The following is a 23,187-nucleotide window of genomic DNA, read 5'->3' on the forward strand; positions in this document are numbered from 1 at the left end:
CGCGCTGTCAGGGCGCATTGGGACTTGCGTAAGTTAGATCCCCCGGGGGGAAGTCTAGTTAGAGGGAGAACGGGCGGTCGGTCGGTGTGACCGGCGACGGCAGCTGGGTGTCGCCTTCGAGGAAGCGATCGACGGCCGCGGCGGCCGCCCGCCCCTCGGCGATCGCCCAGACGATGAGGGACTGGCCTCGTCCGGCGTCGCCGGCGACGAAGATGCCCTCGTGGCTGGTCTGGTAGTCGCCGTCGCGCCCCACGGCGCCGCGCTCGTCGAACGGCAGGCCGAGCTGGTGGCTGAGCTCCTGCGATTCGGGACCGGTGAAGCCGAGCGCGAGGAGCACGAGGTCGGCGGGGATTTCCCGCTCCGACCCGGCCCGGGGCACGCGTCGGCCGTCCATGTACTCGGTCTCGGCGACCCGGATGGCCCGGACCTCGCCCACCTCGTTGGCCAGGAATTCGACCGTCGAGGCGAGGAACTGCCTCGTGCCGCCCTCTTCATGCGCGCTCGACACCTCGAACAGGGTCGGCGACATCGGCCAGGGCTGGTGGTCGGGGCGGTCCTCGCCCGGCTGCCGGCCGATGGCCAGGTTCGTGACGGATGCGGCGAGCTGGCGGTGCGCCGTGCCGATGCAATCCGCACCGGTGTCTCCGCCGCCGAGCACGACCACATGCTTGCCCGCGGCGTCGATCTGCGCCTCGACGGTGTCGCCGGCGCCCGCCCGGTTCTGCTGCACGAGGTATTCCATCGCGAAGTGCACGCCGGGCAGGTCGCGGCCCGGGATCGGCAGATCGCGCGGGACGAGGGCGCCGGTGGCGATCACCACGGCGTCATAGCGGGTGCGCAGGGCATCCCAGGTGATGTCGACCCCGATGTTCACGCCCGCGCGGAACCGCGTGCCCTCCGCCGTCATCTGGGCCAGGCGCAGCTCGAGGTGCTTTTTCTCCATCTTGAAGTCCGGGATGCCGTAGCGCAGCAGTCCGCCGATGCGGTCGTCGCGTTCAAACACGGCGACGGTGTGCCCGGCGCGGGTGAGCTGCTGCGCGGCGGCCAGGCCGGCCGGTCCGGAGCCGACGACGGCGACGGTCTTGCCGGTGAGGCGGCCCGGCGGCTGCGGCTGAACCCAGCCGCTGGCGAATGCCTGGTCGATGATCGACACCTCGACCTGCTTGATCGTCACGGCCGGCTGGTTGATGCTGAGCACGCAGGAGGATTCGCACGGTGCCGGGCAGAGTCGGCCGGTGAACTCGGGGAAGTTATTGGTCGAGTGCAGGCGTTCGATCGCCTGGCGCCCCTCGTCTCGCCAGACGAGGTCGTTCCACTCGGGGATCAGGTTGCCGAGCGGGCAGCCCTGGTGGCAGAACGGCACTCCACAGTCCATGCAGCGCCCGGCCTGGCGCTTCAGCACGGCCGCGTCCCCCTGCTCGTAGACCTCTTTCCAGTCCATCAGCCGCACCGACACGGGGCGCCGCGCGGGGAGCTCCCGCTCCGTGGTCTTGAGGAAACCCTTCGGGTCAGCCATTGGTTGCCTCCAAAATGCGGTTCCAGACCACGACGCCGTCAGGGTCGAGACCCTCGTCGACGGCGCCTTGCCTGGTTTCCAGTACGGCCGCGTAGTCGCGCGGCAACACCTTGACGAAGGTCGACAGGGTGGTTTCGAGATCGGCCAGGAGCCGGCTTGCCAGCTCGGAGTCGGTCTGGTCGCGGTGCTGCTCGAGCAGGTCCCGGACGATTTCCCGGTCGGCGCCGCCGAGCGGGGTCAGCACGAGTTCGCCCGACTCAAGGGCCTCGCGGTTGACCAGTTCGGTGCGCAGACCGTGCACATACGCGGTCCCACCGGACATTCCCGCCCCGAGGTTGCGCCCGGTGCCGCCGAGGATGACGGCCAGGCCGCCGGTCATGTACTCGAGTGCGTGGTCGCCCACGCCCTCGACGACCGCGATGGCCCCGGAGTTGCGCACCAGGAACCGCTCCCCCACGATCCCGCGGATGAACATGCTGCCCTGGGTGGCGCCGTAACCGATGACGTTTCCGGCGATCACATTCTCCTCGGCCGGGAACGAGCTGGCCCGGTCGGGGCGCACGACGATCTGGCCTCCGGAGAGCCCCTTGCCGACGTAGTCGTTCGAGTCGCCCTCGAGCCGGAGTGTGATGCCGCTGGGCAGGAAGGCGCCGAAGGACTGGCCGGCCGATCCGGTCAGGGTGACTTCGATGGATCCGGCCGGGAGCCCGTTCTCGCCATGGCGGAGGGTGACCTCGTGGCCGAGCATGGTTCCGACGGCGCGTTCGGTGTTGCGGATGGGGAGTGCGATCTGCACGTTCCCGCCGTGCTCGAGCACGCTCGCGCTGCGGCGGATCAGCTCGTTGTCGAAGTGCAGGTCCAGCTCGTGTTCCTGGGGCCGGCCGTACTGGCGCGGCTCGGAGTCGGGGAAGTCCGGACCGACCAGGATCGGCGCCAGGTCGAGCCCCGACGCCTTCCAGTGCCGCACCGCGCCGTTCATGTCGAGCAGCTCGCGGCGGCCGACGGCCTCCTCGAGGCTGCGGAAGCCGAGCTCGGCCAGGTACTCCCGCACCTCCTGCGCGATGAACTCGAAGAAGTTCACGACGTGGTCGGCCTTGCCGGTGAAACGCGCCCGTAGTTCGGGGTTCTGGGTTGCGACGCCCACCGGGCAGGTGTCGAGGTGGCAGACCCGCATCATGATGCACCCCTCGACCACGAGGGGCGCGGTGGCGAACCCGAACTCCTCGGCGCCGAGCAGCGCGCCGATGATGACATCCCGGCCGGTCTTCAGCTGGCCGTCAACCTGCAGCACGACCCGGTCGCGCATGCCGTTGAGCATGAGCGTCTGCTGGGTCTCGGCCAGGCCCAGTTCCCAGGGCGTCCCGGCGTGTTTGAGCGAGTTGAGCGGGCTGGCCCCTGTCCCCCCGTCGTGGCCCGACACGAGGATGACGTCGGAGAGCGCCTTGGCGACCCCGGCCGCGACCGCGCCGATACCGGACTGGCTGACCAGCTTGGTGTGGATCCGGGCCTTCGGGTTGGCTCGTTTGAGGTCGAAGATGAGCTGTTTGAGGTCTTCGATGGAGTAGATGTCGTGGTGCGGCGGAGGCGAGATCAGGCCGACCCCGGCCGTGGCGTGCCGGGTGCGGGCGATCCACGGGTACACCTTGGTCGGCGGCAGCTGGCCGCCCTCGCCGGGCTTGGCTCCCTGCGCGAGCTTGATCTGGATGTCGTCGGCGTGGGTCAGGTACATGCTCGTGACGCCGAACCGGCCGGAGGCCACCTGCTTCACGGCGCTGCGGCGCTCGGGGTCGAGCAGGCGGTCGAGGTCTTCGCCGCCCTCACCGGTGTTGGACTTGCCGCCCAGCCGGTTCATCGCGATCGCGAGGGTCTCGTGGGCTTCCTGGGAAATGGAGCCGTAGCTCATGGCGCCGGTGGAGAACCGTTTCACGATCGACTCGACCGACTCGACCTCGTCGAGCGGCACGGCCTGGCGCTGCCCGGTGTTCAGCGCGAACATCCCGCGCAGCGTCATCAGGCTCTCCGCCTGGTCGTCGACGAGTTTCGTGTACTGGCGGAAGACGTCGTAGCGGCGCGTGCGGGTGGAATGCTGCAGGCGGAAGATCGTCTCCGGGTTGAAGAGGTGCGGCGACCCGTCCCTGCGCCACTGGTATTCGCCGCCGGTCGACAAGCGCTCGTGCGCCGTCACGGCGGCGTCCGCCGGGTACGCCATGCCGTGCCGGCGGTCGTTCTCGGCCGCGATCACGTCGATGCCGACGCCGCCGAGCTTGCTCGTCGTGCCGGTGAAGTACTGGTCGACGAACGCCTGGCTCAGCCCGACCGCTTCGAAGGCCTGCGCGCCGGCGTAGGAGGAGACGGTGGAGATGCCCATCTTGGACATGATTTTGAGCACGCCCTTGCCCAGCGCGGTGATCACGTTGCGCACGGCCTTCTCGGGCGTGACGGTCGTGATGAATCCGCTGCGAACGAGGTCTTCGCAGGTTTCCATGGCCAGGTAGGGATTGACCGCCGAGGCGCCGTAGCCGATCAACAGCGCGACGTGGTGCACCTCGCGCACGTCGCCCGCTTCAACGACGATGCCGACCTTCATCCGGTTCTGCGCGCGGATCAGGTGGTGGTGCACACCGGCGATCATCAGCAGCGAGGGAATCGGGGCGAGATCCTTGGTTGAATCGCGGTCGGAGAGAACGATGAAGTGGGCGCCGTCCTCGATGGCCTCGTCGACCTCGTCGCACATCTCGGCAATTCGCGCGGACAGCGCGTCGGGGCCGTCGTCGAAGCGGTACAGCCCGCGGATGGTCGTCGTGGTCCGGCTCCCGGGCGAGGTGGCGATGTGCTGGATCTTGGCCAGCTCGTCGTTGTCGATCACCGGGAAATCGAGCACAACCTGCCGGGCGTGCTCCGGTCCGGCGGACAGGAGGTTGCGCTCCGGACCCAGTCCCAGCTTCAGGGAGGTGACGACGGCCTCGCGGATGGAGTCGAGCGGGGGGTTGGTCACCTGCGCGAACTGCTGGGTGAAGTAGTCGAAGAGCAGGCGCGGGCGTTCGCTCAGCACCGCGATGGGGGTGTCGGAGCCCATCGCGCCGAGTGGTTCGGCGCCGGTGCGGGCCATCGGTGCGAGCAGGATCCGCACCTCTTCCTCGGTGTAGCCGAACGTGCGCTGCCGCCGTACGACGGATGCCGGCGGGTGCACGATGTGCTCCCGGTCGGGCAGGTCCTTGAGGTTGATCCGGCCGGCATCCAGCCACTGGCCCCAGGGTTCGCTGGCGGCGAGTTCGGACTTGATCTCGTCGTCCTCGATCAGCCGGCCGGCCTCGGTGTCGACGAGGAACATCTTGCCCGGGCGCAGGCGCCCCTTGCGCACGATCCGGGCCGGATCGATGTCGAGCACGCCGATTTCGCTGGCGAGCACCACGAGGCCGTCATCCGTGATCAGGTACCGGCCGGGGCGCAGCCCGTTGCGGTCGAGGGTGGCGCCGACGAGGGAGCCGTCGGTGAACACGATCGCGGCGGGGCCGTCCCACGGTTCCATCGACATCGAGTGGTATTCGTAGAACGCGCGGCGTTCCTCGTCCAGGTCGGTCTGGTTCTCCCACGCCTCGGGCACCATCATCATCACGGCGTGCGGCAGCGAGCGGCCGGACAGGCTGAGCAGCTCGACGACCTCGTCGAAGGAGGCGGAGTCGCTGCCGCCCGGCGTGACGATCGGCAGCAGCGGTGCGAGGTCACCCAGCAGCTCGGATTGGAGCTGCGACTGGCGCGCACTCATCCAGTTGCGGTTGCCCTGCACGGTGTTGATCTCGCCGTTGTGGGCGATCATCCGGAACGGCTGGGCCAGCGGCCACGACGGGAAGGTGTTGGTGGAGTAGCGGGAGTGCACGAGCGCGAGCTTCGAGACGAAGCGCGGGTCGGAGAGGTCCGGGTAGAAGGGCTCGAGCTGCAGCGTCGTGACCATCCCCTTGTAGACGAGCGTGCGGCAGGACAGGGAGGCGAAGTAGATCTCGAGTTCGCGTTCGGCGCGCTTCCGCAGTCGCACGGCCTGGCGGTCCAGGTCGATGCCGCCGAGCGTTTCGCCGGACTCGGTCGTGCGGGCGCTCTGCACGTACAACTGCTGGATTGCGGGCATCGCGGCGCGGGCCAGGGAGCCCACCTCGTTCGGGCGCACGGGGACCTCACGCCAGCCGAGGATGGTGAGGTTCTCCTCCTGGGCGATGCGGGCGATCTGGCGCTTGATGCTGCTGCGGAGCGTCGGGTCGGTGGGCAGGAAGACGTTGCCCACCGCGTAGCGGCCGGCCGGGGGCAGGGCGAAATCGGCGACCTCGCGCAGGAAGGCATCCGGGATCTGGGTGATGATGCCGGCTCCGTCACCGGTGCCGGCATCCGAGCCCACCGCTCCGCGGTGCTCGAGATTGCGGAGCGCGTCCAGCGCGAGGGTGATGATGTCGTGCCCGGCCGTGCCGCGCAACGTTGCGACCATGGCGAGGCCGCAGGCGTCACGCTCCTCGGCGGGGTTGTACAGGCCCTGCGGCTCGGGCGGGCTGCCGAAGCGGGAAAAGGGTGATGTCTGGGCCATGGGACCGTCCTCACGAAGTAACTGGCAAGTAGGGACGACTTTGGCCCGTGGGAGGGTGAGACTTGCACGCCGGCCCGTCATACCGGGACCGGCCGTGGACCGCGTGGGTGGTTACCGGTCCTGGGGAGGCGAGTCGCGGGTGCTTGTGGCGGCGACGTCACCCGATTCGATGGGTTCGCCGGCTTCGTCGCCGTGATCCTCTGATTCAAAATCGTTGTCCTCAGATTCTACCTCAGCGTCCGGACGCTTCCATTCGCGCCCCGGAACATAGACCGAGATCGGAACGCCGGTGTGACGGTGCCGCTGCACGAGGATGATGACAATGCCGAGCACGACGGCGGCGATCGAGGCCCACACGTTCGTGCGGAGGCCGAGGATGATCTCGCTGGGGTCGACGCGGATGCTCTCGAACACGCTGCGGCCGGCGCCGTACCAGATGAGGTACACGCCGAAGGCCTTGCCCCAGCGCAGGTTGATCCGGCGCTCGAGCAGGATGATGACGGCCACGCCGACCAGGTTCCAGATGATCTCGTAGAGGAAGGTGGGGTGGAACAGCGTCCCGGGCGGCAGGCCGAGCGGGTAGGCGGCGTTGGTCGACTCGATCTCCAGCCCCCACGGCAACGTGGTCGGCAGCCCGAACAACTCGTGGTTGAACCAGTTGCCGAGGCGCCCCATCGCCTGCGCGAGCAGCATGCCGGGCGCCACGGCGTCGAGGAACGACCAGAAGCGGATTCCGGACAGCCGGCAGCCGATGTACGCACCGACGGCGCCGCCGATCAACGACCCGAAGATCGCGTTGCCGCCCTTCCAGATGGCGAACACGTCCCACAGGTTGGCGCCCTCGTAAAAGTAGTCGCCGGGGTGGGTGAGGACGTGGTAAATCCTGGCCCCGATAATGCCCAGCGGGACGGCCCAGAGGATGATGTCGAGCACGACGCCCGGCTCGCCGCCGCGCCTGGTCAGGCGCCGCGAGGTCAGTATGGTTGCGGCGATGATGCCGGCGAGGATGCACAGCGCGTAAGCGTGAATGCGGAACGGGCCGAGGTCGAAGAAGCTCCACTCGGGGCTCGGGATGCTCAGGGGCATAAACACTGGTGTACAGCCTTTCATCGTGGTGCATGCGTCACTCGGCGGCGGATTCGCGTCCGACTCGATCAATTCAGCCTAGTTGGCGGGCCGGATGTCCTGTGTTGCGGATGTCCTGTGTTCCGGCGGCGAGTCGCTTCGCGAGTGCGGCGACGGCGTCGACTCCCCCATCGGACAGCGCCTTCACCAGGGCGGAACCCACGATTGCGCCGTCGGCGTAGCCGAGGATCTCGCGCACCTGTTCCGGCGTGGAGATGCCGACTCCGACGCAGATGCTGGTCGAACCGGCCGCGTGCAGCCGGTCGACGAGGATGCGTGCGGCAGCGTCGACATCGGCCCTGGCGCCGGTGATCCCCATGGTGGAGACGGCGTAGACGAACCCGCGGCTCGCGGCGACGGCCTGGGCGAGCCGGGCGTCGGAGGACGACGGTGCGGCCAGGAAGACCCGGTCGAGGCCGTTTCGTTCGCTGGCGGCCATCCACTCGGCTGCTTCGTCGGGGATGAGGTCCGGGGTGATCAGGCCGGCGCCGCCGGCGGCGAGCAGGTCGTCCGCGAACCGGTCGACGCCGTACTGCAGCACGGGGTTCCAGTAGGTCATCACGAGCACGGGCGCGTCGACCTGCGCGGTGATGGCCTTGACGGCCTCGAAACCGTGGCGCAGCCGGAATCCGCCCGCCAGCGCCTGCTGGGTTGCGGCCTGGATGACCGGGCCGTCCATGACCGGGTCGGAGTAGGGCAGTCCGAGTTCGAGGATGTCGACGCCGTTATTGACGATCGCGACGGCGGCGTCGATGCTCTCGCGCAGGGTCGGGAATCCGACCGGCAGGTACCCGATCAGGGCGCCGCTGCCGGCCTCGCGGCGGAGGGCAATGGTCTTCTCGACCGCGCTGGTGATGGCGCCTGTGCCAGAGCCTGTGCCTGTGCCTGTGCCGCTCATGACTGTGCCGCCTCTGCGTCGAGCAGGTCGAAGTAGCGGCCGGCGGTCTCCATGTCCTTGTCGCCGCGGCCGCTGAGGTTGACGAGAATGGTCGCGTCCGGGCCGAGTTCACGGCCGAGCTCGAGCGTGCCGGCGAGGGCGTGGGCCGATTCGATCGCGGGGATGATTCCCTCCGTGCGGCTGAGCAGGCGGAGCGCGTCCATGGCCTGGGCGTCGGTGACGGGCAGGTACGAGGCACGGCCGATGGACGCCAGCCAGGCGTGCTCCGGCCCGACGCCCGGGTAGTCGAGGCCGGCGGAGATGGAGTGCGACTCGATGGTCTGGCCGTCCGCGTCCTGCAGCATGAGGCTGCGTGCCCCGTGCAGCACACCCGGGCTGCCCTTGGTGATGGTGGCGGCGTGACGGGGCGTGTCGACGCCCTCCCCGGCCGCCTCATAGCCGTAGAGGGCCACCTCGGTGTCGTCGAGGAAGGCGTGGAAGATGCCCATCGCGTTCGACCCGCCGCCGACGCACGCGGTGACGGCGTCGGGCAGGCGGCCGGTGAGGTCGAGGACCTGCTGGCGCGCCTCCTCGCCGATGATCTTCTGGAAATCCCGCACCATGGCCGGGAACGGGTGCGGCCCCGCGACGGTGCCGAAGATGTAGTTGGTGTTGCCGACGTTGGTCACCCAGTCGCGCATGGCGTCGTTGATGGCGTCCTTGAGGGTGCGGGAGCCGGACTTCACGGCGACGACCTCGGCGCCGAGGAGACGCATCCGGGCCACGTTCAGGGCCTGGCGCTGGGTGTCGACCTCGCCCATGTACACGACGCAGTCCAGGCCGAACAGGGCGGCGGCGGTCGCCGTGGCCACGCCGTGCTGGCCGGCGCCGGTTTCGGCGATCACCCGGGTCTTGCCGATCCGCTTGGTGAGCAGCGCCTGGCCGAGCACGTTGTTGATCTTGTGCGAGCCGGTGTGGTTGAGGTCCTCCCGCTTGAGGATGACGCGGGCGCCGCCGGCGTGGGCGGCGAAACGCGGCACCTCCGTGATGATCGAGGGCCGGCCCGTGTAGGTGCGGTGCAGTTCCATCAGCTCCGCGGCGAAGGCGGGATCCTCGCGGGCGAGGGCGTATTCGGCGCTGAGTTCGTCGAGGGCGGCCATGAGCGATTCGGGCACCCAGCGGCCGCCGAAGTCGCCGAAGTAGGGGCCGGATTCTGTGCGTAGAGACATGTATTAAACCGCCAGGAACTCGGTGAGGGTACGGATGGGATCGTTCGTGACGAGGGCCTCGCCGACGAGCACGACGTCGGCGCCGGCCGCGCGGTAATGGGCGACGTCGGCCGCCGTCTTGACCGCGGATTCAGCGACGCGCACGACGCCGGACGGGATGCGGTCGGCGAGCGTTCCGAACAGGTTCTGGTCGAGCTCGAACGTCGACAGGTCTCGGGCGTTCACCCCGACGAGGCTGGCGCCGATGTCGAGAGCCCGGTGCACCTCGTCGGCGCTGTGCGTTTCGACCAGCGCGGTCATGCCCAGTTCGCGCACGAGGTCGTGCAGGGACTGGAGGGTTCCCTGGTCCAGCGCGGCGACGATGAGGAGCACGAGGTCGGCTCCGGCGGCCCTGGCCTCGAAGACCTGGTACGGGTCACCGATGAAGTCCTTGCGCAGCACGGGGATGCTCACGGCGGCCCGCACCTGCTCCAGGTCGTTCAGCGACCCCTTGAACCGTCGGCCTTCGGTGAGCACGCTGATGGCGCTGGCCCCGCCGAACTCGTAGGACACGGCGAGGGCGGCCGGGTCGGGGATCTCGGCGAGCCGGCCCCTGGAGGGGCTGGCGCGCTTCACCTCGGCGATGATCTTGACGCGTTCGGCCGGCGCGAGGGCGGACAGGGCGTCTAGCGCCGGGGCGCGGACGAGGGCCGCCGCCTCGACCTCGGCGTACGGCCGGACGGCCCGGCGCGCTTCGGCGTCGGCCACGGCACCGGCAAGGAGCTCGCTCAGCACTCGGTCAATGACTCTCTGGCGCGAACCGGGAACCGCCGACGCCGTAGCCGACCTTCGCCATGACCCACCCGACGATGGCGCCGACGAGCAGGAGGCCGGCGGAGGCCCAGACGAGCCACGCCAGGTCGAAGAAGAACGCGACGGTTCCGATGGTGAAAGCGAGAAGCATAATCGTGACGGCGGTCCACGCCGCCGTCGAATGGCCGTGACCGGGGTCCGACTCGAAGCTCATGGTTCTCCTCTTATGCGTTGATATTGGGGTAATGATTTTGGTGCCCTGACGGGCGAAACAAGTCTAGCGGCCCAGCGCTTGCCGGGCGGTCAGCGGGACCGACCGGTGGTCGGGTCGTCGCCGCGGCTCAATTCGTCCCAGTCGTCGACGGCGTCGCGGGGCGGCGCCTCCGCGGTGTCGTCGGCGCCGGTCGGACGCGCGGGCTCGAGCCGGACGCTCTGGTAGCGGGTCGTCGGGCCCGGCCAGCGGCGGGCCGTGACGACGATGCCGACACCGACCAGGGCCATGAAGACCCCCGAGGCCAGGGCAACGAACGGCCAGGCGGACACGGTCGGATCGACCAGTGCGACGACGATCGATTCCTTGCCGGAGATGCCCGTGGCATCCGTGACCGCCGCGGCGCTCGCCCCCGCGGGGTCGCGCAGTGCCAGGAAGCCGACGAGGAAGACGGAGGCCCCGAGGAGCACCTCGAGCAGGCCGAGAACCACGCGGATGATCGGCCCGGCGATGGTGAGGGCGGCGCCCAGGGCGAGGCCGGCCAGGGCCAGCGCGGTCAGCGCCGGTGAGGCCGTCGTCCCGGTCACCTCGAGGTGTTCCTGGGCCGAGCCGCTCGTCGCGACGCCCGCCACAATCCAGACCTGGGTCCAGGAGAGGAGGGCGAGCCCGCTGGCGGCGAGCACGCCGAGGATGAGCCCGAGTTTCAGGCGCCGGCCGCCGGGCATCAGGACACCCGTTTCATCGCGTTGGCCACGGCGACCGCCCGGAGGGGCGCAGCGGCCTTGTTCTGTGATTCCTGGTACTCCGACGCCGGGTCGGAGTCGGCGACGAGGCCTCCGCCGGCCTGCACCCGGGCCACCCCGTCCATGATCAGGGCGGTGCGGATGGCGATGGCCAGGTCCGCGTCGCCGGCGAACCCGAAGTAGCCGACCACTCCCCCGTAGACGCCGCGCTGGGCGGGCTCGAGCGAGTCGATGATCTCCAGCGCGCGCGGCTTCGGAGCGCCGGACAGCGTGCCGGCCGGGAACGTCGCCCGGAAGACATCCAGGGCCGTCTTCGTCGGCAGCAGGTTGCCCTCCACCGACGACACGAGGTGCATGATGTGGCTGAAGCGCTCGACCCGCATGAACTCGGTCACCTCGACCGATCCGGGGGCGCAGACCTTGAGCAGGTCGTTCCGGGCGAGGTCGACGAGCATGAGGTGCTCGGCACCCTCCTTCTCGTCGGCCGCGAGTTCGGCCTCGAGGTCGGCATCCTCCTCCGGCGTCGCCCCGCGAGGCTTGGAGCCCGCGATGGGGTGCGTGAAGACGCGGTCGTTCTGCACCTTCACCAGCGCCTCCGGGGAGGAGCCGACGATCCAGTAGGGCTCGCCGGCGGGCGAGAGCATGCTGAGCAGGTACATGTACGGGCTCGGGTTGAGGCTGCGGAGCACCCGGTACACGTCGATCGGATGCGCGGTGCAGTCCTGGTCGAACCGCTGCGAAATGACGACCTGGAACACGTCTCCGTCACGGATGTGCTGCTTCGCCGTGTCGACGGAGGCGAGGAAATCGGCTCGTTCGGTGCGGTTCGTCGGGTTCGGCAGGGTGGTCAGGTCCACCTCGGCGAGCCAGGCCTCGTTCGGCCGGGCCAGCCGGGCCTGCAGCGCGTCGAGGCGGGCCTGGGCGCCGGCCCACAGTGAGGCTTCGGTCTCGTGGCCGTCGTTGAGCACGTTGGCGATCAGCTGGACCGTGCCGAACTTGTGGTCGATCACGACGAGGTCGGCCACGAAGCTGAAGGCCTGGCCGGGAACGTCATAGTCGGCCGGGGGCTGGTCCGGCAGCCGTTCGATCTGGCGGATGGCCTCCCAGCCGATGAAGCCCACCAGGCCGCCGGTGAGCGGCGGGTGGCCCAGCAGCCGCGGGGTCTGCCACCGTTCGTACAGGTGGGCGAGGGCGGCCAGCGGGCCGAGACCGGCTGCGTCGCCGAGGGCGCGCTCCTCCGACAGTCCGTAGTCGAGCCAGTGCGACTCGTCGCCCTGCTGGGTGAGGACGCCGAACGAGGACACTCCGACGAAGGAGAACCGCGACCAGATGCCGCCCTGCTCGGCCGATTCGAGCAGGAAGCTGCCCGGTTTTCCGTCGGCCAGCTTGCGGAAGATGCCCACGGGCGTCTCGCCGTCGGCGAACAGCTCGCGCATGACCGGGATCACCCGGTGATCGGCCGTGAGCTCGGCGAATTCGGCGGGGGTGGTGGTGCCGGTGGGGCTCACTCCGCGGCCCCCGACGGTGCTCCCGGCGACGGTGCTCCCGGCGACTGCGGGTCACCGACGAGCACCTCGAGGCCGCGACCGTCGAAGCAGGTGCGGGTGCCGGTGTGGCAGGCCACGCCGATCTGGTCGACCGTGACGAGGAGGGTGTCCGCATCGCAGTCGAGTGCGGCCGAGCGCACATACTGCGCGTGCCCGGACGTGTCACCCTTGCGCCAGTACTCCTGGCGGCTGCGGGACCAGAACGTGACCCGGCCCTCGGTGAGCGTGCGCCGCAGCGCCTCCCGGTCCATCCACCCGAGCATGAGCACCTCCAGCGTGTCCCACTGCTGGATCACGGCCGGCAGCAGGCCGTCGGAAGTGAAGGCGGCCTTCTCCAGTCCGTCCTCGATGCTCATCAGGGGGCTCATCAGCGCACCAGCATTCCGGCGTTCGCGAGCTCGCGCTTCACGTCGCCTATCGTGAGTTCACCGCTGTGGAACACGGATGCCGCGAGCACGGCGTCTGCGCCGGCGGTGATGGCGGGCGGGAAGTGTTCGAGCCGGCCGGCCCCGCCGGAGGCGATGAGCGGCACCGTGCTCAGCTCACGCATCAGCGTGATCAGTTCCAGGTCGAAGCCCTGCCGGGTGCCGTCGGCGTCCATCGAGTTCACCAGCAGCTCGCCGGCACCCAGGCCGATGGCGGTGCGGGCCCAGGTGAGGGCATCCAGGTCGGTTTCGGTGCGGCCGCCGTGGGTGGTGACGACGAAGCCGGATTCGGTGCGCTCGCTCCGTTTCACGTCCAGCGAAAGCACGAGCACCTGGGAACCGAACCGGTCGGCGATCTCGGCGATCAGCGCCGGACGGGCGATCGCGGCGCTGTTGATCCCGACCTTGTCGGCCCCGTTCGCCTGCAAACGGGACACGTCCTCGACGCTGCGTATGCCGCCCCCGACAGTCAGCGGGATGAACACCTGCTCCGCCGTGGCGCGCACCACGTCGTAGGTGGTCGAGCGGTTGTCCACGGTCGCGGTCACGTCGAGGAAGGTGAGCTCGTCGGCGCCCTGCTCGTAGTACCGGCGGGCAAGCTCGACCGGGTCACCGGCATCCCGGAGGTTCTGGAAGTTGACGCCCTTGACGACGCGTCCGTTGGCCACGTCGAGGCACGGGATCACACGCACCGACAGGGTCATGTTCTGCGCTCCACAGTCATATTCTCCACCGGAACCCGCGTTACAGGCGTGCGTTGTGGATCGTGCTGACGAGGATGGCCCGGGCGCCGAGCTCGTACAGCGCGTCCATCACGTGGTTGGTGTCGACCCGCGGGATCATCACGCGCACGGCGACCCAGTCCGGGTCGCGCAGCGACGAGACCGTGGGCGACTCGATGCCGCTGGCCAGCCGGCAGGCCGCATCCAGCATGTCGAGGGGAACGTCATAGTCCACGAGCACATACTGGCGGGCAACGAGCACGCCCTGCAGCCGGCGGAGCAGGGTCGCGACGCCCGGATTCTCGTTCTCTGAGCTGATCAGCACGGCGGTGGACTCGAGGATGACCGGGCCGAAGATTTCCAGGCCGGCCTTGCGCAGGGTCGAGCCGGTGGAGACGACGTCGGCGACGGCATCCGCGACACCGAGCTGCACGGCGGATTCGACGGCGCCGTCGAGGGTGACCAGGTCGACGCTGACGCCGTGGCCGGCCAGGAACTTCTCGACCAGGCCGGGGTAGCTCGTGGCGACGCGGAGCCCGGCCATGTCGGAGAGCGTGGTGAACCGGCCGGCGGGTCCGGCGAAGCGGAAGGTGGAGTCGCCGAAGTCGAGGCTGGCGATCTCCCGCGCCGGGGAGTGCGAGTCGAGCAGGAGGTCGCGGCCGGTGATTCCGACGTCCAGGGCACCGGAGCCGACATAGGTGGCGATGTCGCGCGGGCGGAGGTAGAAGAACTCGACCCCGTTGCGCGGGTCGGCGACCACGAGGTCGCGGGGGTCCCGGCGGCCGGTGTAGCCGGCCTCGAGGAGCATCTGGGCGGCGGTTTCGGACAACGAGCCCTTGTTGGGCACGGCAATTCTCAGCATGTCAGTACTCTCTGTGCGCGCTTCCGCGCCGCGGCCTTCTGCGGCGGGGGTGGTGGTCGACGTCGTCATCGTGGGTGGCGGGATCCGGTCACAGGCGTCGGTGTCACAGGCGTCGGTGTCACAGGCGTCGGTGTCACAGGCGTCGGTGTCACAGGCGTCGGTGTCACAGGTGTCGGTGTCACAGGTGTCGGTGTCACAGGTGTCGGTGTCACAGGTGTCGGTGTCACAGGTGTCGGTGTCACAGGTGTCCGTGTCACAGATGTCGGTAGACGTCGGCCGGGGACAGACCCTTGGCCAGCATGAGAACCTGCAGGTGGTACAGAAGCTGCGAAATTTCTTCCGCGGTTTCATCGTCGCTCTGGTATTCGGCCGCCATCCAGACCTCGGCGGCTTCCTCGACGATCTTCTTGCCAATGGCATGGACGCCGGCATCCAGCTCGCGCACCGTCCCGGAGCCCTCTGGCCTGGTCAGTGCCTTGTCGCTGAGCTCAGCGAAGAGGTCGTCGAAAGTCTTCACCCTTACAGGTTACTCGTGCGCGTGGGTGTGTTCGTCCGCCGCGGCGCGCAGGCGGGCGATCTGCTCGGCCGGATCCGCGGCGTTGAAGACGCTGGAGCCGGCCACGAACGTATTGGCGCCGGCCTCGGCTGCGATCACGATGGTCTCCTCTGTGATGCCGCCGTCGACCTGCAGCCAGACGTCCAGGCCGCTGGAGCGCACGGCATCCGCGAGCCGGCTGAGCTTGGGCATCGTCGACGCCAAGAACCTCTGGCCGCCGAAGCCCGGCTCGACGGTCATCACGAGCACCTGGTCGAATTCGGGCAGCAGCTCGAGATAGGGCTCCACGTCCGTTCCCGGCTTCAGGGCGATCCCGGCGCGCGCGCCGATCGAGCGCAGCCGCCGGGCGAGGGCGACCGGATCGGGGCTCGCTTCGGCGTGGAAGGTCACGGAGAAGGCGCCGGCCTCCGCGTAGCCCGGAGCCCAGCGCTCGGGGTTCTCGATCATCAGGTGCACATCGAAGGGCAGCGGCGACACCTGCAGCAGACGTTCGACCACGGGCGGGCCGAAGGTCAGGTTCGGCACGAAATGGTTGTCCATGATGTCCACGTGCACGAGGTCGGCGGACGCGATGCGCCCGAGCTCCCGCTCGAGGTTGGCGAAGTCGGCGGCGAGGATGCTCGGATTGATCCGTGTCGGCATGCCTCAACCCTATCCACCCGTTCCCCCGCCCCCATCCCCCGCGCTCCCCCCTCGCCGAACTGTGAGTTTGGCACCTTCGTCGGGCGTGGGAAGGTGCCAAACTCACAGTTCGGCGGGGGGATGGCGGGTGGTTCAGGCGGTGCGCTCCAGCAGGGTGATGAACATGGCGTCAGTGCCGTGCCGGTGCGGCCAGAGCTGCACGCTCGTTTCGGGCCCGGCGAGGTCGAGCGGCGAGCGACTCAGGCCCTGCACCACGGCGGCGGTGTCGAGGGCGGTCACCCTGCCGGCCCACTTCTTGAGCGCGGTCGCCACGATCCCCCGGGTCTCGGCGGTGTGCGGCGAGCAGGTGACGTAGGCGAGGATGCCGCCGGGCTTCAGCGCCCCGAGCGCCGCCTCGATCAGGCCCGACTGCAGATCGGAGAGCTCGGCGACATCCCTGGGCTGTTTACGCCAGCGCGCCTCCGGGCGACGGCGGAGCGCGCCGAGTCCGGTGCACGGCGCGTCGAGGAGGATGCGGTCGAAGGAATCCGGGTGCGTGTCGGCGAACGCGGTGCCGTCCTGCTCCCACACGGGCACAGCGGCCGGGACGGCCTGCAGCGCCTTCCGCACGAGGGTGGCCCGGGCCGGGACGAGTTCGTTGGCGACGAGCTCGGCGCCTGCGGCGATGGCCTCGGCGGCCAGCAGGGCCGCCTTGCCGCCGGGGCCCGCGCAGAGGTCGAGCCAGCGTTCGCCCGCCTGCACGGGCCGCGCGCGGCTGAGGGCGAGGGCGGCCAGTTGGGAGCCCTCGTCCTGCACCCGGATGCGTCCCTCGTGGTCGTTCATGATGTGCACGGGGTCTCCCCCGGCCAGCACGAATCCGGTGGGCGAGAAGGCGTCCGGAACGCCCAGCCCCGCGGTGTCCTCCGCGGTGGTGAGACCGGGCAGCGCGACCATGTTCACCCGCGGCGGAGCGTTGTCGGCGGCCAGCAGCTCCTCGAGCTCGCTCTCGCGGCCCTCGGCCTTGAGCGATTGCCGGAAGGCACGGACCACCCAGGCCGGGTGGGAGTACTCGGCGGCGAGGCGATCATCCGCGCTCGTCGCCTGGGCGAGGATGCGTTGACGCCATTCCTCGGCGCTGGTGCGCGAGATCGTGCGCAGCACGCCGTTGCAGAAGCCGGTCGCGGCGCGGGACCCCACCTGGCGGGCCTGCTCGACGGACTCGTTGACGGCAGCGTGGGTGGCGACCCGGGTGGCGAGGAGCTGGTGGGCGCCGAGGCGGAGCACGTCCAGGATGGCGGGGTCGATGGCGCTGACCGGCCGGCCGGCGGCCTCGGCGATCACCCGGTCGTAGAACCCCTGCATGCGCAGGGTGCCGTAGGTGAGCTCGGTGGCCAGCGCCGCATCCGCCGTGTTCAGCGCGGCCCGTTTGATCCGCGTGGGCAGCAGCAGGTTGGCGTAGGCGTCGGATTCGCGCACGGCGGCGATGACCTCGTAGGCCACCCGCCTGGCCGGCTGCACGAAGTTCGACTGGGCCCGGGGCCGCTCGGGGCGATCTGCGCCGCTCATGAGGCGACCACCTCCGTCGCCGCTACGCCACGCCACCAGTCGATTGCCTTCATTGCCGTCTTTCCCGCCGGTTGCACGGTGACGAGCTCGAGCGGCTCGGTCCCCGTTCCCACCAGCACGTGCTTGTCGATCTCGCGGATCACGCCGGCCACCTGCGGCTCGGCGCCGTAGCTGGGCGCGACCGCGAGGAGTTTCAGCCGGGCGCCGTGCACGATCGTGAACGCGCCGGGTTCCGGCGTCACCCCACGCACGCGGTTGTACACCGAGGCGGCCGGAGCCGACCAGTCGATCTGCGCGTCCTCGAGGGTCAGTTTGGGGGCGAGGGTGACCTCGCCGTGCTGCTCGGCCGCCCGCGCCGTGCCGGCGGCGAGCTCGTTCACGACCGTGCGCAGGAGCCGGGCCCCGCTGAAGCTCAGGGACTCGAGCAGGTCCCCGGCGGTCGTGTGCCGGCCGATCGGCTCGGCGAGCGTGCGGAAGACGGGTCCGGCGTCGAGTTCGCGGACGAGCCGGAAGACGGCGGCGCCGGTCTCGTCGTCGCCGGCCATCACGGCGCGTTGCACGGGGGCGGCTCCGCGCCAGCGCGGCAGCAGGGAGAAGTGCAGGTTGATCCAGCCCAGACGGGGCACCGAGAGCAGCGGTTCCCGCACCAGGCCGCCGTAGGCCACGATCACGCCGAGGTCGGGCCGCAGGGCTGCGATCTCGGTCGTGGCCGCGTCGCCCAGCCGGTTGGCCTTGATCAGCGGGATGCCGAGCGCGGCAGCGGCGGCGGCCGTCGGCGAGGGGGTGAGCACGCGCTTCCGCCCGAGCGGGGCATCCTCCCGGGTGATCACCGCGGCGATCTCGTGCCCGGAGTCGGCCAGGGCGGTCAGGCTGGGGACGGCGACCTGCGGGGTGCCCGCGAAGACGAGTTTCATTTAGAGCAGCTCCGGGTCGTCGAATCGTACTTTGAGTGTAGGCGCCGCGCGGAAGGCGGCGCCCTTCGGACGGCGGCGCCTGGCGGCGTTGCGCACCACCTGGGCCTTGAGCGCACCGGCCACGTCGTCACCGCTGGAGTAGGCGAAGCGCACGATCGCGCGCACCAGGGGCGGGTCCGTGCCGACCGGTCCGAGCACGTCAACGCCCGGGATCTCGGCCAGTTCGGCCAGCGCCGCGTCCACATCGGCGGCGGCGCCGGTGACGGATGCCGCGCGCACCGCCGGCGGGAACCTCAGTTGCCGCCGGTCGGCCAGCTCGGAGGCCGCGAAGCCCTCCGGCTGCCAGGTGCTCATCGCCCGGGCGAGTGCCCCGCCCACCTCGGCGAGCATCACGGCGGCGCCGGGCGCGGCGAGGGCCGCGGCGTTGGACCACCAGCGCAGAGCGTCTTCACCCACCCGCAGGGACTCCCGGGCCAGCATCCGTTGCCCGTCGAGGAGCAGCACGGCCCGGTAGCCGCCTGCGGGGATCGGTTCGGCGCCCCTGGTCGCGATCACCAGGGCCGGTTCGGCGCCGAGGTGCTGGATGGGGTGGTCGCCGTCGGCGATGATGATGCGCACGCCGGGGAAGGCCCGGCCGAGCTCCTCCGCGGTCCTCCCCGCGCCGATCGTGGCGATGCGGAAGATGCGGCCCGCGCAGTGCACGCAGGTCCAGTCGGCGGCGAGTGCGCCGCACAGGCGGCAGGACGGGGTCGCGCCGGCCGAGGCCAGGCCGAGCGGGCCCTGGCACCGGGTGCACCGGGCCGCTTTCTGGCAGCCCTGGCAGGCGAGCATGGGCGCGTAGCCCGGGCTGGCCACCTGCACGAGCACGGGGCCCTGCTTCAGCGCCTGACGGGCCGTGTGCCAGGCGGCGGACGGGATGCGGGCGGCCCGGGCGTACTGGTCGTCGGCGGCCTGGAATTCGGTCGGGATGACGTGGGGGTGCCGGCCCTTCGCCGGATGGACCTCGGCCAGCCAGCCCAGCTCGACGAGGCGCTGGGCCTCGACGCTGCGCGAGTGGCCGAGCAGCACCAGAGCGCAGCCGGACTGCTCCTGGCGCACGAGGGCCGCATCGCGGGAGTGCGCGTACGGGCTGAGCGGCTCGGAGTGCAGCGGGTCGCCGTCGTCCCAGAGCGCGATCAGCCCCAGGTCGGCGGCTGGCGCGTAGACGGCGGAGCGGTTGCCGAGGATGATCCGCGGCGCGGCGCCGAGGCAGGCCAGGAAGGCGCGGTACCGGTCGGGATTCGGCTGGCGGGCATCCACCCGGCTGACCGAGCCGGCCGGGGCGAGCAGGTCGAGCGCCGACTGCACCTGGTCCTGGTCGCGGTAGTCCGGCAGGACCAGGATGGCGGTTCGGCCGGTCTCGAGGGTGGCGACGGCCAGTTCCGCCAGGGTCTGCGCCCAGTGCCCGATCGACGGGCCCGCCGGCAGGGCGACCAGGCTCGGCACCGCGGCGACAGCGAGGCGGCGGCGCTCTGCGATGGCCTCCTCCAGCACGCCGGCCCCGTACTCGGAGAAGCGCGCGTCGGCCGGACGCGACGGGACGTCCGACGGCCCGGCCGGCTCGGGCCGTTCCGGCCCGGGACGTTCCGGCCCGGGACGTTCCGGCCCGGGACGTGCAGCCTCGGGGCGTGCCGGCTCGGGGTTCGCCGGCCCGGGGTTCGCCTCGGCGGCCGCCGCCTGCGCGGCCAGCCACGCCTTCTCCACCCGCACCTGCCGGGGCGGGCAGGCCAGTCGGATGACGTCGCTCGCGTTCCCGGCGGAGCGGTCGGCGATCCGCCGGGCGAGCTTCCAGACCTCGGGCGTGAGCACCGGCACCGACGAGACGACGGCCTCGATGGGGCTGAGCTTGCCGTGGAAGTCCGCGTCGGAGCCGCCCGTGTCGGGCGCCGCCGCGTCGATGACCTCGATCAGGTACCCGTCGGCCACCCGGCCGGATGAGCGAAACGGCACCTTGACCCGCACGCCGGCCACCGCATCCGCGGCGAGCTCGGCCGGGATGCTGTAGTCGAAGAGGTGGTCAAGTTGCGGGAGTGGAGAGTCGATCAGCACCCGCGCCACGAGGCCGGTGCGTGTCACCGAATGCCCTGCGCTGCCCTGTCCGCCCTGCCCCTGACCAGTCAGAGCCGTGCTGCGCTTCTCAGGTCGTCGACGCGGTCGAGCCGCTCCCAGGTGAAGTCGGGCAGCTCCCGGCCGAAGTGGCCGTAGGTCGCCGTCTGGGCGTAGATCGGCCGGAGCAGGTCGAGCGAGGCGATGATGGCGCCGGGGCGCAGGTCGAAAACCTCACGGATGGCGGCGGTGATGTCTTTGTCGGGCAAGGCGCCGGTACCGAACGTTTCCACGTACAGTCCCACCGGCGAGGCCTTGCCGATCGCGTAGGCGACCTGGATTTCCAGGCGCTCGGCCAGGCCGGCCGCGACGGCGTTCTTCGCTACCCAGCGCATGGCGTAGGCCGCCGAACGATCCACCTTGGACGGGTCCTTGCCGCTGAAGGCTCCCCCGCCGTGCCGGCTCGAGCCACCGTAGGTGTCGATGATGATCTTGCGCCCGGTCAGCCCGGCGTCGCCCTGGGGGCCGCCGATTTCGAACCGTCCGGTCGGGTTGATCAGGGTGGTGAGATCGGAGGAGTCGAGCTCGACGCGGGCCAGCACGGGCCGGATGACGAGTTCCTCGACCTCGGCGCGGAGCACCTCCGTCGACACGGACGGGGAGTGCTGGGTGGAGAGCACCACGGTCTCCACCGTGCGCGGGATGATGCCGTCGTAGCCGATGGTGACCTGGGTCTTGCCGTCGGGACGCAGGTATTCGAGCTCACCGGACTTGCGCACGGCCGCCAGCTGTTCGGCGAGGCGGTGGGCGATCCAGATCGGGATGGGCATCAGCTCGGGGGTTTCCCGGGTGGCATAGCCGAACATGATGCCCTGGTCACCGGCGCCCTGGCGGTCGTAGTCGTCGAGGCTGGACTGCTCACGGCGTTCGAAGGCCTCGTCGACGCCCTGGGCAATGTCCGGAGACTGTCCTCCGATGGAAATCTCCACACCGCAGGACCGACCGTCGAACCAGACGTCCGACGAGTCGTAGCCGATATCGGTGATGCATTTGCGCACGATCGACGGGATCTCGACGTAGGCCTCGGTCGTCACCTCGCCGGCAACGTGCACGAGTCCCGTCGTGACCAGGGTTTCGACGGCGACGCGGCTGTGCGGGTCTTCGGTGAGGAGCGCATCGAGGATGCTGTCGGAGATCTGGTCGCAGATCTTGTCCGGGTGGCCCTCGGTGACCGACTCGGAGGTGAAGAGGCGAAGATCGCTCATCGGGCCCGTCTCTGTTTCAGGAGAGCCGTGCTCTCGTCAATCGGAAGAATGGTGATCCGGCGTGCCTGCCCGGACGATCACGTCAAGAATGGAATTGGCCACCGACAATTTCGTGCCTGAAGCCTCATTCACTATATCTCCGCGCCGATCGAGCACGACGATGTCGTTACTCTCCGTGGCGATCCCCTGCGACCAGCCGACCCTGTTGAGGACAAGGTAGTCGCAGCCCTTCCGGGCGATCTTCTGCCGTCCCAGCGCGAGCAGCGCTGCCGGGTCGGCCTCAGTTTCGGCGGCGAATCCGACGATGACGGCCGGCCTCGGCGTTGCCGCGGAGAGGCCGGCGAGGATGTCGGGGTTCTTGACCAGGTCGAGCCGCAGCGTGTCGCCGGTCTCGTCCTTCTTGATCTTGTCGGTTCGGAGCTCGGCCGGCCGGTAATCGGCGACGGCGGCCGCCATGATCACAACGTCGGCCGTCCCTGCGGCGTCCAGAACTGCAGCCTGGAGCTCGAGCGCAGTGCTGACCGAGCGCAGGTCGACGCCGGCGGGCGGCGGAACCTCGAGGTGGGCCGCGACGAGAGTCACGGATGCCCCGCGGGCCCAGGCAGCCTCCGCGAGGGCGACGCCCTGGCGGCCACTGGATCGGTTGCCGAGGAAACGCACCGGGTCGAGGGGTTCCCGGGTGCCGCCGGCGCTGATCACGATGCGCCGGCCGGCGAGGTCCCCGGGGCCGAGCAGGGCCAGGCCCGCCCGAACGATGGCGTCCGGCTCGTCCATCCGCCCGGCACCGGTATCGGTGCCGGTGAGCCGGCCCACGCCGGGCCCGACGATCACGACACCGCGCTCACGCAGGGTCTTCACATTGGCGACCGTGGCGGGGTTGTTCCACATCTCCGTGTGCATGGCCGGCGCGATCACGAGCGGCGCCGTGCTGGCCAGGATGGTGTTGCCCAGGAGGTCGTCGGCCAGGCCGGCGGCGAGCTTCGCGATGGTGTTCGCGGTGGCCGGCGCGACGACGATCAGGTCGGCCGACTGGCCGATGGCAACGTGCCGCACCTCGGCGACGCCCTCGTAGAGGTCGGTGTGCACGGGGTTGCGGGAGATGGCCTCGAGCGTCGGCTTCCCGACGAATCGGAGGGCGGCCTCGGACGCGACCACGTGCACGGAGTGCCCGGCCAACACGAAAGCGCGCACGACGTTGACGGCTTTATACGCAGCGATGCCGCCGGTTATACCGACGACGATCGTGCGAGCTGACGACATCCTGCGCGCTCGAGCGTGGCGGAGCGGTTATTCGACGATCGGACGGGAGGTGAGCTTGTCCTCGTTGATTTCGCGCAGGGCGACGGAGAGCGGCTTGTCGTCGACGGTCGAGTCGACGAGCGGTCCGACGTTGTCGAACAGGCTGCCTTCGTGCAGGTCCGCGTAGTAGTCGTTGATCTGGCGGGCACGCTTGGACGCGAAGATCACGAGGGCGTACTTGGAGTCGACCTTGGTGAGGAGGTCGTCGATGGGCGGGTCAATGATGCCTGTTAGCTTGGTGGCCATTGGGTCACACTCCTTT

The 23,187-nt window shown here is 70.1% G+C and carries 20 protein-coding genes; all 20 read right to left on the reverse strand.

Translation table 11 applies throughout. The features are described 5' to 3' along the window. Positions 1-58: 58 nt before the first annotated feature. A complete protein-coding gene (locus E3T54_RS06970) occupies positions 59-1,516 on the reverse strand; it encodes a glutamate synthase subunit beta (RefSeq protein ID WP_134475104.1) in 1,458 nt (485 codons plus the stop codon). Next, positions 1,509-6,086 carry a glutamate synthase large subunit gene (gene gltB / locus E3T54_RS06975; protein WP_134475105.1) on the reverse strand — a complete coding sequence of 1,526 codons (4,578 nt, stop codon included), beginning with the start codon at positions 6,084-6,086 and terminating at the stop codon, positions 1,509-1,511. The genes E3T54_RS06970 and gltB overlap by 8 nt, the downstream gene beginning before the upstream one ends. Before the next feature lie 111 nt (positions 6,087-6,197). After that, positions 6,198-7,172, reverse strand: a complete 975-nt coding sequence (lgt, locus tag E3T54_RS06980) for a prolipoprotein diacylglyceryl transferase (protein WP_134475106.1) — start codon at positions 7,170-7,172, stop codon at positions 6,198-6,200. Between the two features lie 73 nt (positions 7,173-7,245). Continuing rightward, a complete protein-coding gene (gene trpA, locus E3T54_RS06985; protein ID WP_134475107.1) occupies positions 7,246-8,109 on the reverse strand; it encodes a tryptophan synthase subunit alpha in 864 nt (287 codons plus the stop codon). Continuing rightward, positions 8,106-9,317, reverse strand: coding sequence for a tryptophan synthase subunit beta (gene trpB / locus E3T54_RS06990; protein ID WP_092322017.1), 1,212 nt, complete (start codon positions 9,315-9,317; stop codon positions 8,106-8,108). The genes trpA and trpB overlap by 4 nt, the downstream gene beginning before the upstream one ends. A gap of 3 nt (positions 9,318-9,320) precedes the next feature. Further along, a complete protein-coding gene (gene trpC / locus E3T54_RS06995; RefSeq protein ID WP_134475108.1) occupies positions 9,321-10,091 on the reverse strand; it encodes an indole-3-glycerol phosphate synthase TrpC in 771 nt (256 codons plus the stop codon). A gap of 4 nt (positions 10,092-10,095) precedes the next feature. Then, the gene (locus E3T54_RS07000; RefSeq protein WP_092322020.1) at positions 10,096-10,323 is read right to left on the reverse strand and encodes a DUF6704 family protein; all 228 of its coding nucleotides are present in this window, start codon (positions 10,321-10,323) and stop codon (positions 10,096-10,098) included. Between the two features lie 89 nt (positions 10,324-10,412). Then, entirely contained in the window at positions 10,413-11,045 is a 633-nt protein-coding gene (locus E3T54_RS07005; RefSeq protein WP_134475109.1) for a Trp biosynthesis-associated membrane protein, read from the reverse strand. Then, on the reverse strand, positions 11,045-12,571 hold the full coding sequence (locus tag E3T54_RS07010) for an anthranilate synthase component I (RefSeq protein ID WP_092322023.1): 1,527 nt from the start codon (positions 12,569-12,571) through the stop codon (positions 11,045-11,047). Before E3T54_RS07010 ends, E3T54_RS07005 begins: the two co-directional genes overlap by 1 nt. Beyond that, positions 12,568-12,966 (reverse strand): phosphoribosyl-AMP cyclohydrolase, encoded by a 399-nt coding sequence (gene hisI / locus E3T54_RS07015; RefSeq protein ID WP_134475110.1) that lies wholly within the window; start codon positions 12,964-12,966, stop codon positions 12,568-12,570. Before hisI ends, E3T54_RS07010 begins: the two co-directional genes overlap by 4 nt. 11 nt (positions 12,967-12,977) lie before the next feature. Then, on the reverse strand, positions 12,978-13,739 hold the full coding sequence (gene hisF, locus E3T54_RS07020; RefSeq protein ID WP_134475111.1) for an imidazole glycerol phosphate synthase subunit HisF: 762 nt from the start codon (positions 13,737-13,739) through the stop codon (positions 12,978-12,980). 40 nt (positions 13,740-13,779) lie between these two features. Beyond that, positions 13,780-14,619 (reverse strand): ATP phosphoribosyltransferase, encoded by an 840-nt coding sequence (gene hisG, locus E3T54_RS07025; protein WP_134475112.1) that lies wholly within the window; start codon positions 14,617-14,619, stop codon positions 13,780-13,782. A 253-nt stretch (positions 14,620-14,872) separates the two neighbouring features. Beyond that, on the reverse strand, positions 14,873-15,136 hold the full coding sequence (locus tag E3T54_RS07030) for a phosphoribosyl-ATP diphosphatase (RefSeq protein WP_092322027.1): 264 nt from the start codon (positions 15,134-15,136) through the stop codon (positions 14,873-14,875). 9 nt (positions 15,137-15,145) lie between these two features. After that, the gene (gene rpe / locus E3T54_RS07035; RefSeq protein ID WP_134475113.1) at positions 15,146-15,817 is read right to left on the reverse strand and encodes a ribulose-phosphate 3-epimerase; all 672 of its coding nucleotides are present in this window, start codon (positions 15,815-15,817) and stop codon (positions 15,146-15,148) included. A gap of 132 nt (positions 15,818-15,949) precedes the next feature. Further along, positions 15,950-17,362, reverse strand: a complete 1,413-nt coding sequence (locus tag E3T54_RS07040) for an RsmB/NOP family class I SAM-dependent RNA methyltransferase (RefSeq protein ID WP_134475114.1) — start codon at positions 17,360-17,362, stop codon at positions 15,950-15,952. Next, positions 17,359-18,276, reverse strand: coding sequence for a methionyl-tRNA formyltransferase (gene fmt, locus E3T54_RS07045; protein WP_134475115.1), 918 nt, complete (start codon positions 18,274-18,276; stop codon positions 17,359-17,361). The genes E3T54_RS07040 and fmt overlap by 4 nt, the downstream gene beginning before the upstream one ends. After that, positions 18,277-20,391 (reverse strand): primosomal protein N', encoded by a 2,115-nt coding sequence (locus tag E3T54_RS07050; RefSeq protein WP_134475116.1) that lies wholly within the window; start codon positions 20,389-20,391, stop codon positions 18,277-18,279. A 41-nt stretch (positions 20,392-20,432) separates the two neighbouring features. After that, positions 20,433-21,626: a methionine adenosyltransferase gene (metK, locus tag E3T54_RS07055; RefSeq protein WP_092322034.1), complete on the reverse strand. Its 1,194-nt coding sequence runs from the start codon at positions 21,624-21,626 to the stop codon at positions 20,433-20,435. Between the two features lie 36 nt (positions 21,627-21,662). Further along, entirely contained in the window at positions 21,663-22,886 is a 1,224-nt protein-coding gene (coaBC, locus tag E3T54_RS07060) for a bifunctional phosphopantothenoylcysteine decarboxylase/phosphopantothenate--cysteine ligase CoaBC (protein ID WP_134475117.1), read from the reverse strand. Between the two features lie 27 nt (positions 22,887-22,913). Beyond that, positions 22,914-23,171: a DNA-directed RNA polymerase subunit omega gene (gene rpoZ, locus E3T54_RS07065; protein ID WP_092322037.1), complete on the reverse strand. Its 258-nt coding sequence runs from the start codon at positions 23,169-23,171 to the stop codon at positions 22,914-22,916. Positions 23,172-23,187 lie beyond the last annotated feature (16 nt).

The sequence above is a fragment of the Cryobacterium sp. Sr8 genome (assembly GCF_004403225.1).
Taxonomy (GTDB): Bacteria; Actinomycetota; Actinomycetes; order Actinomycetales; family Microbacteriaceae; genus Cryobacterium; species Cryobacterium psychrotolerans.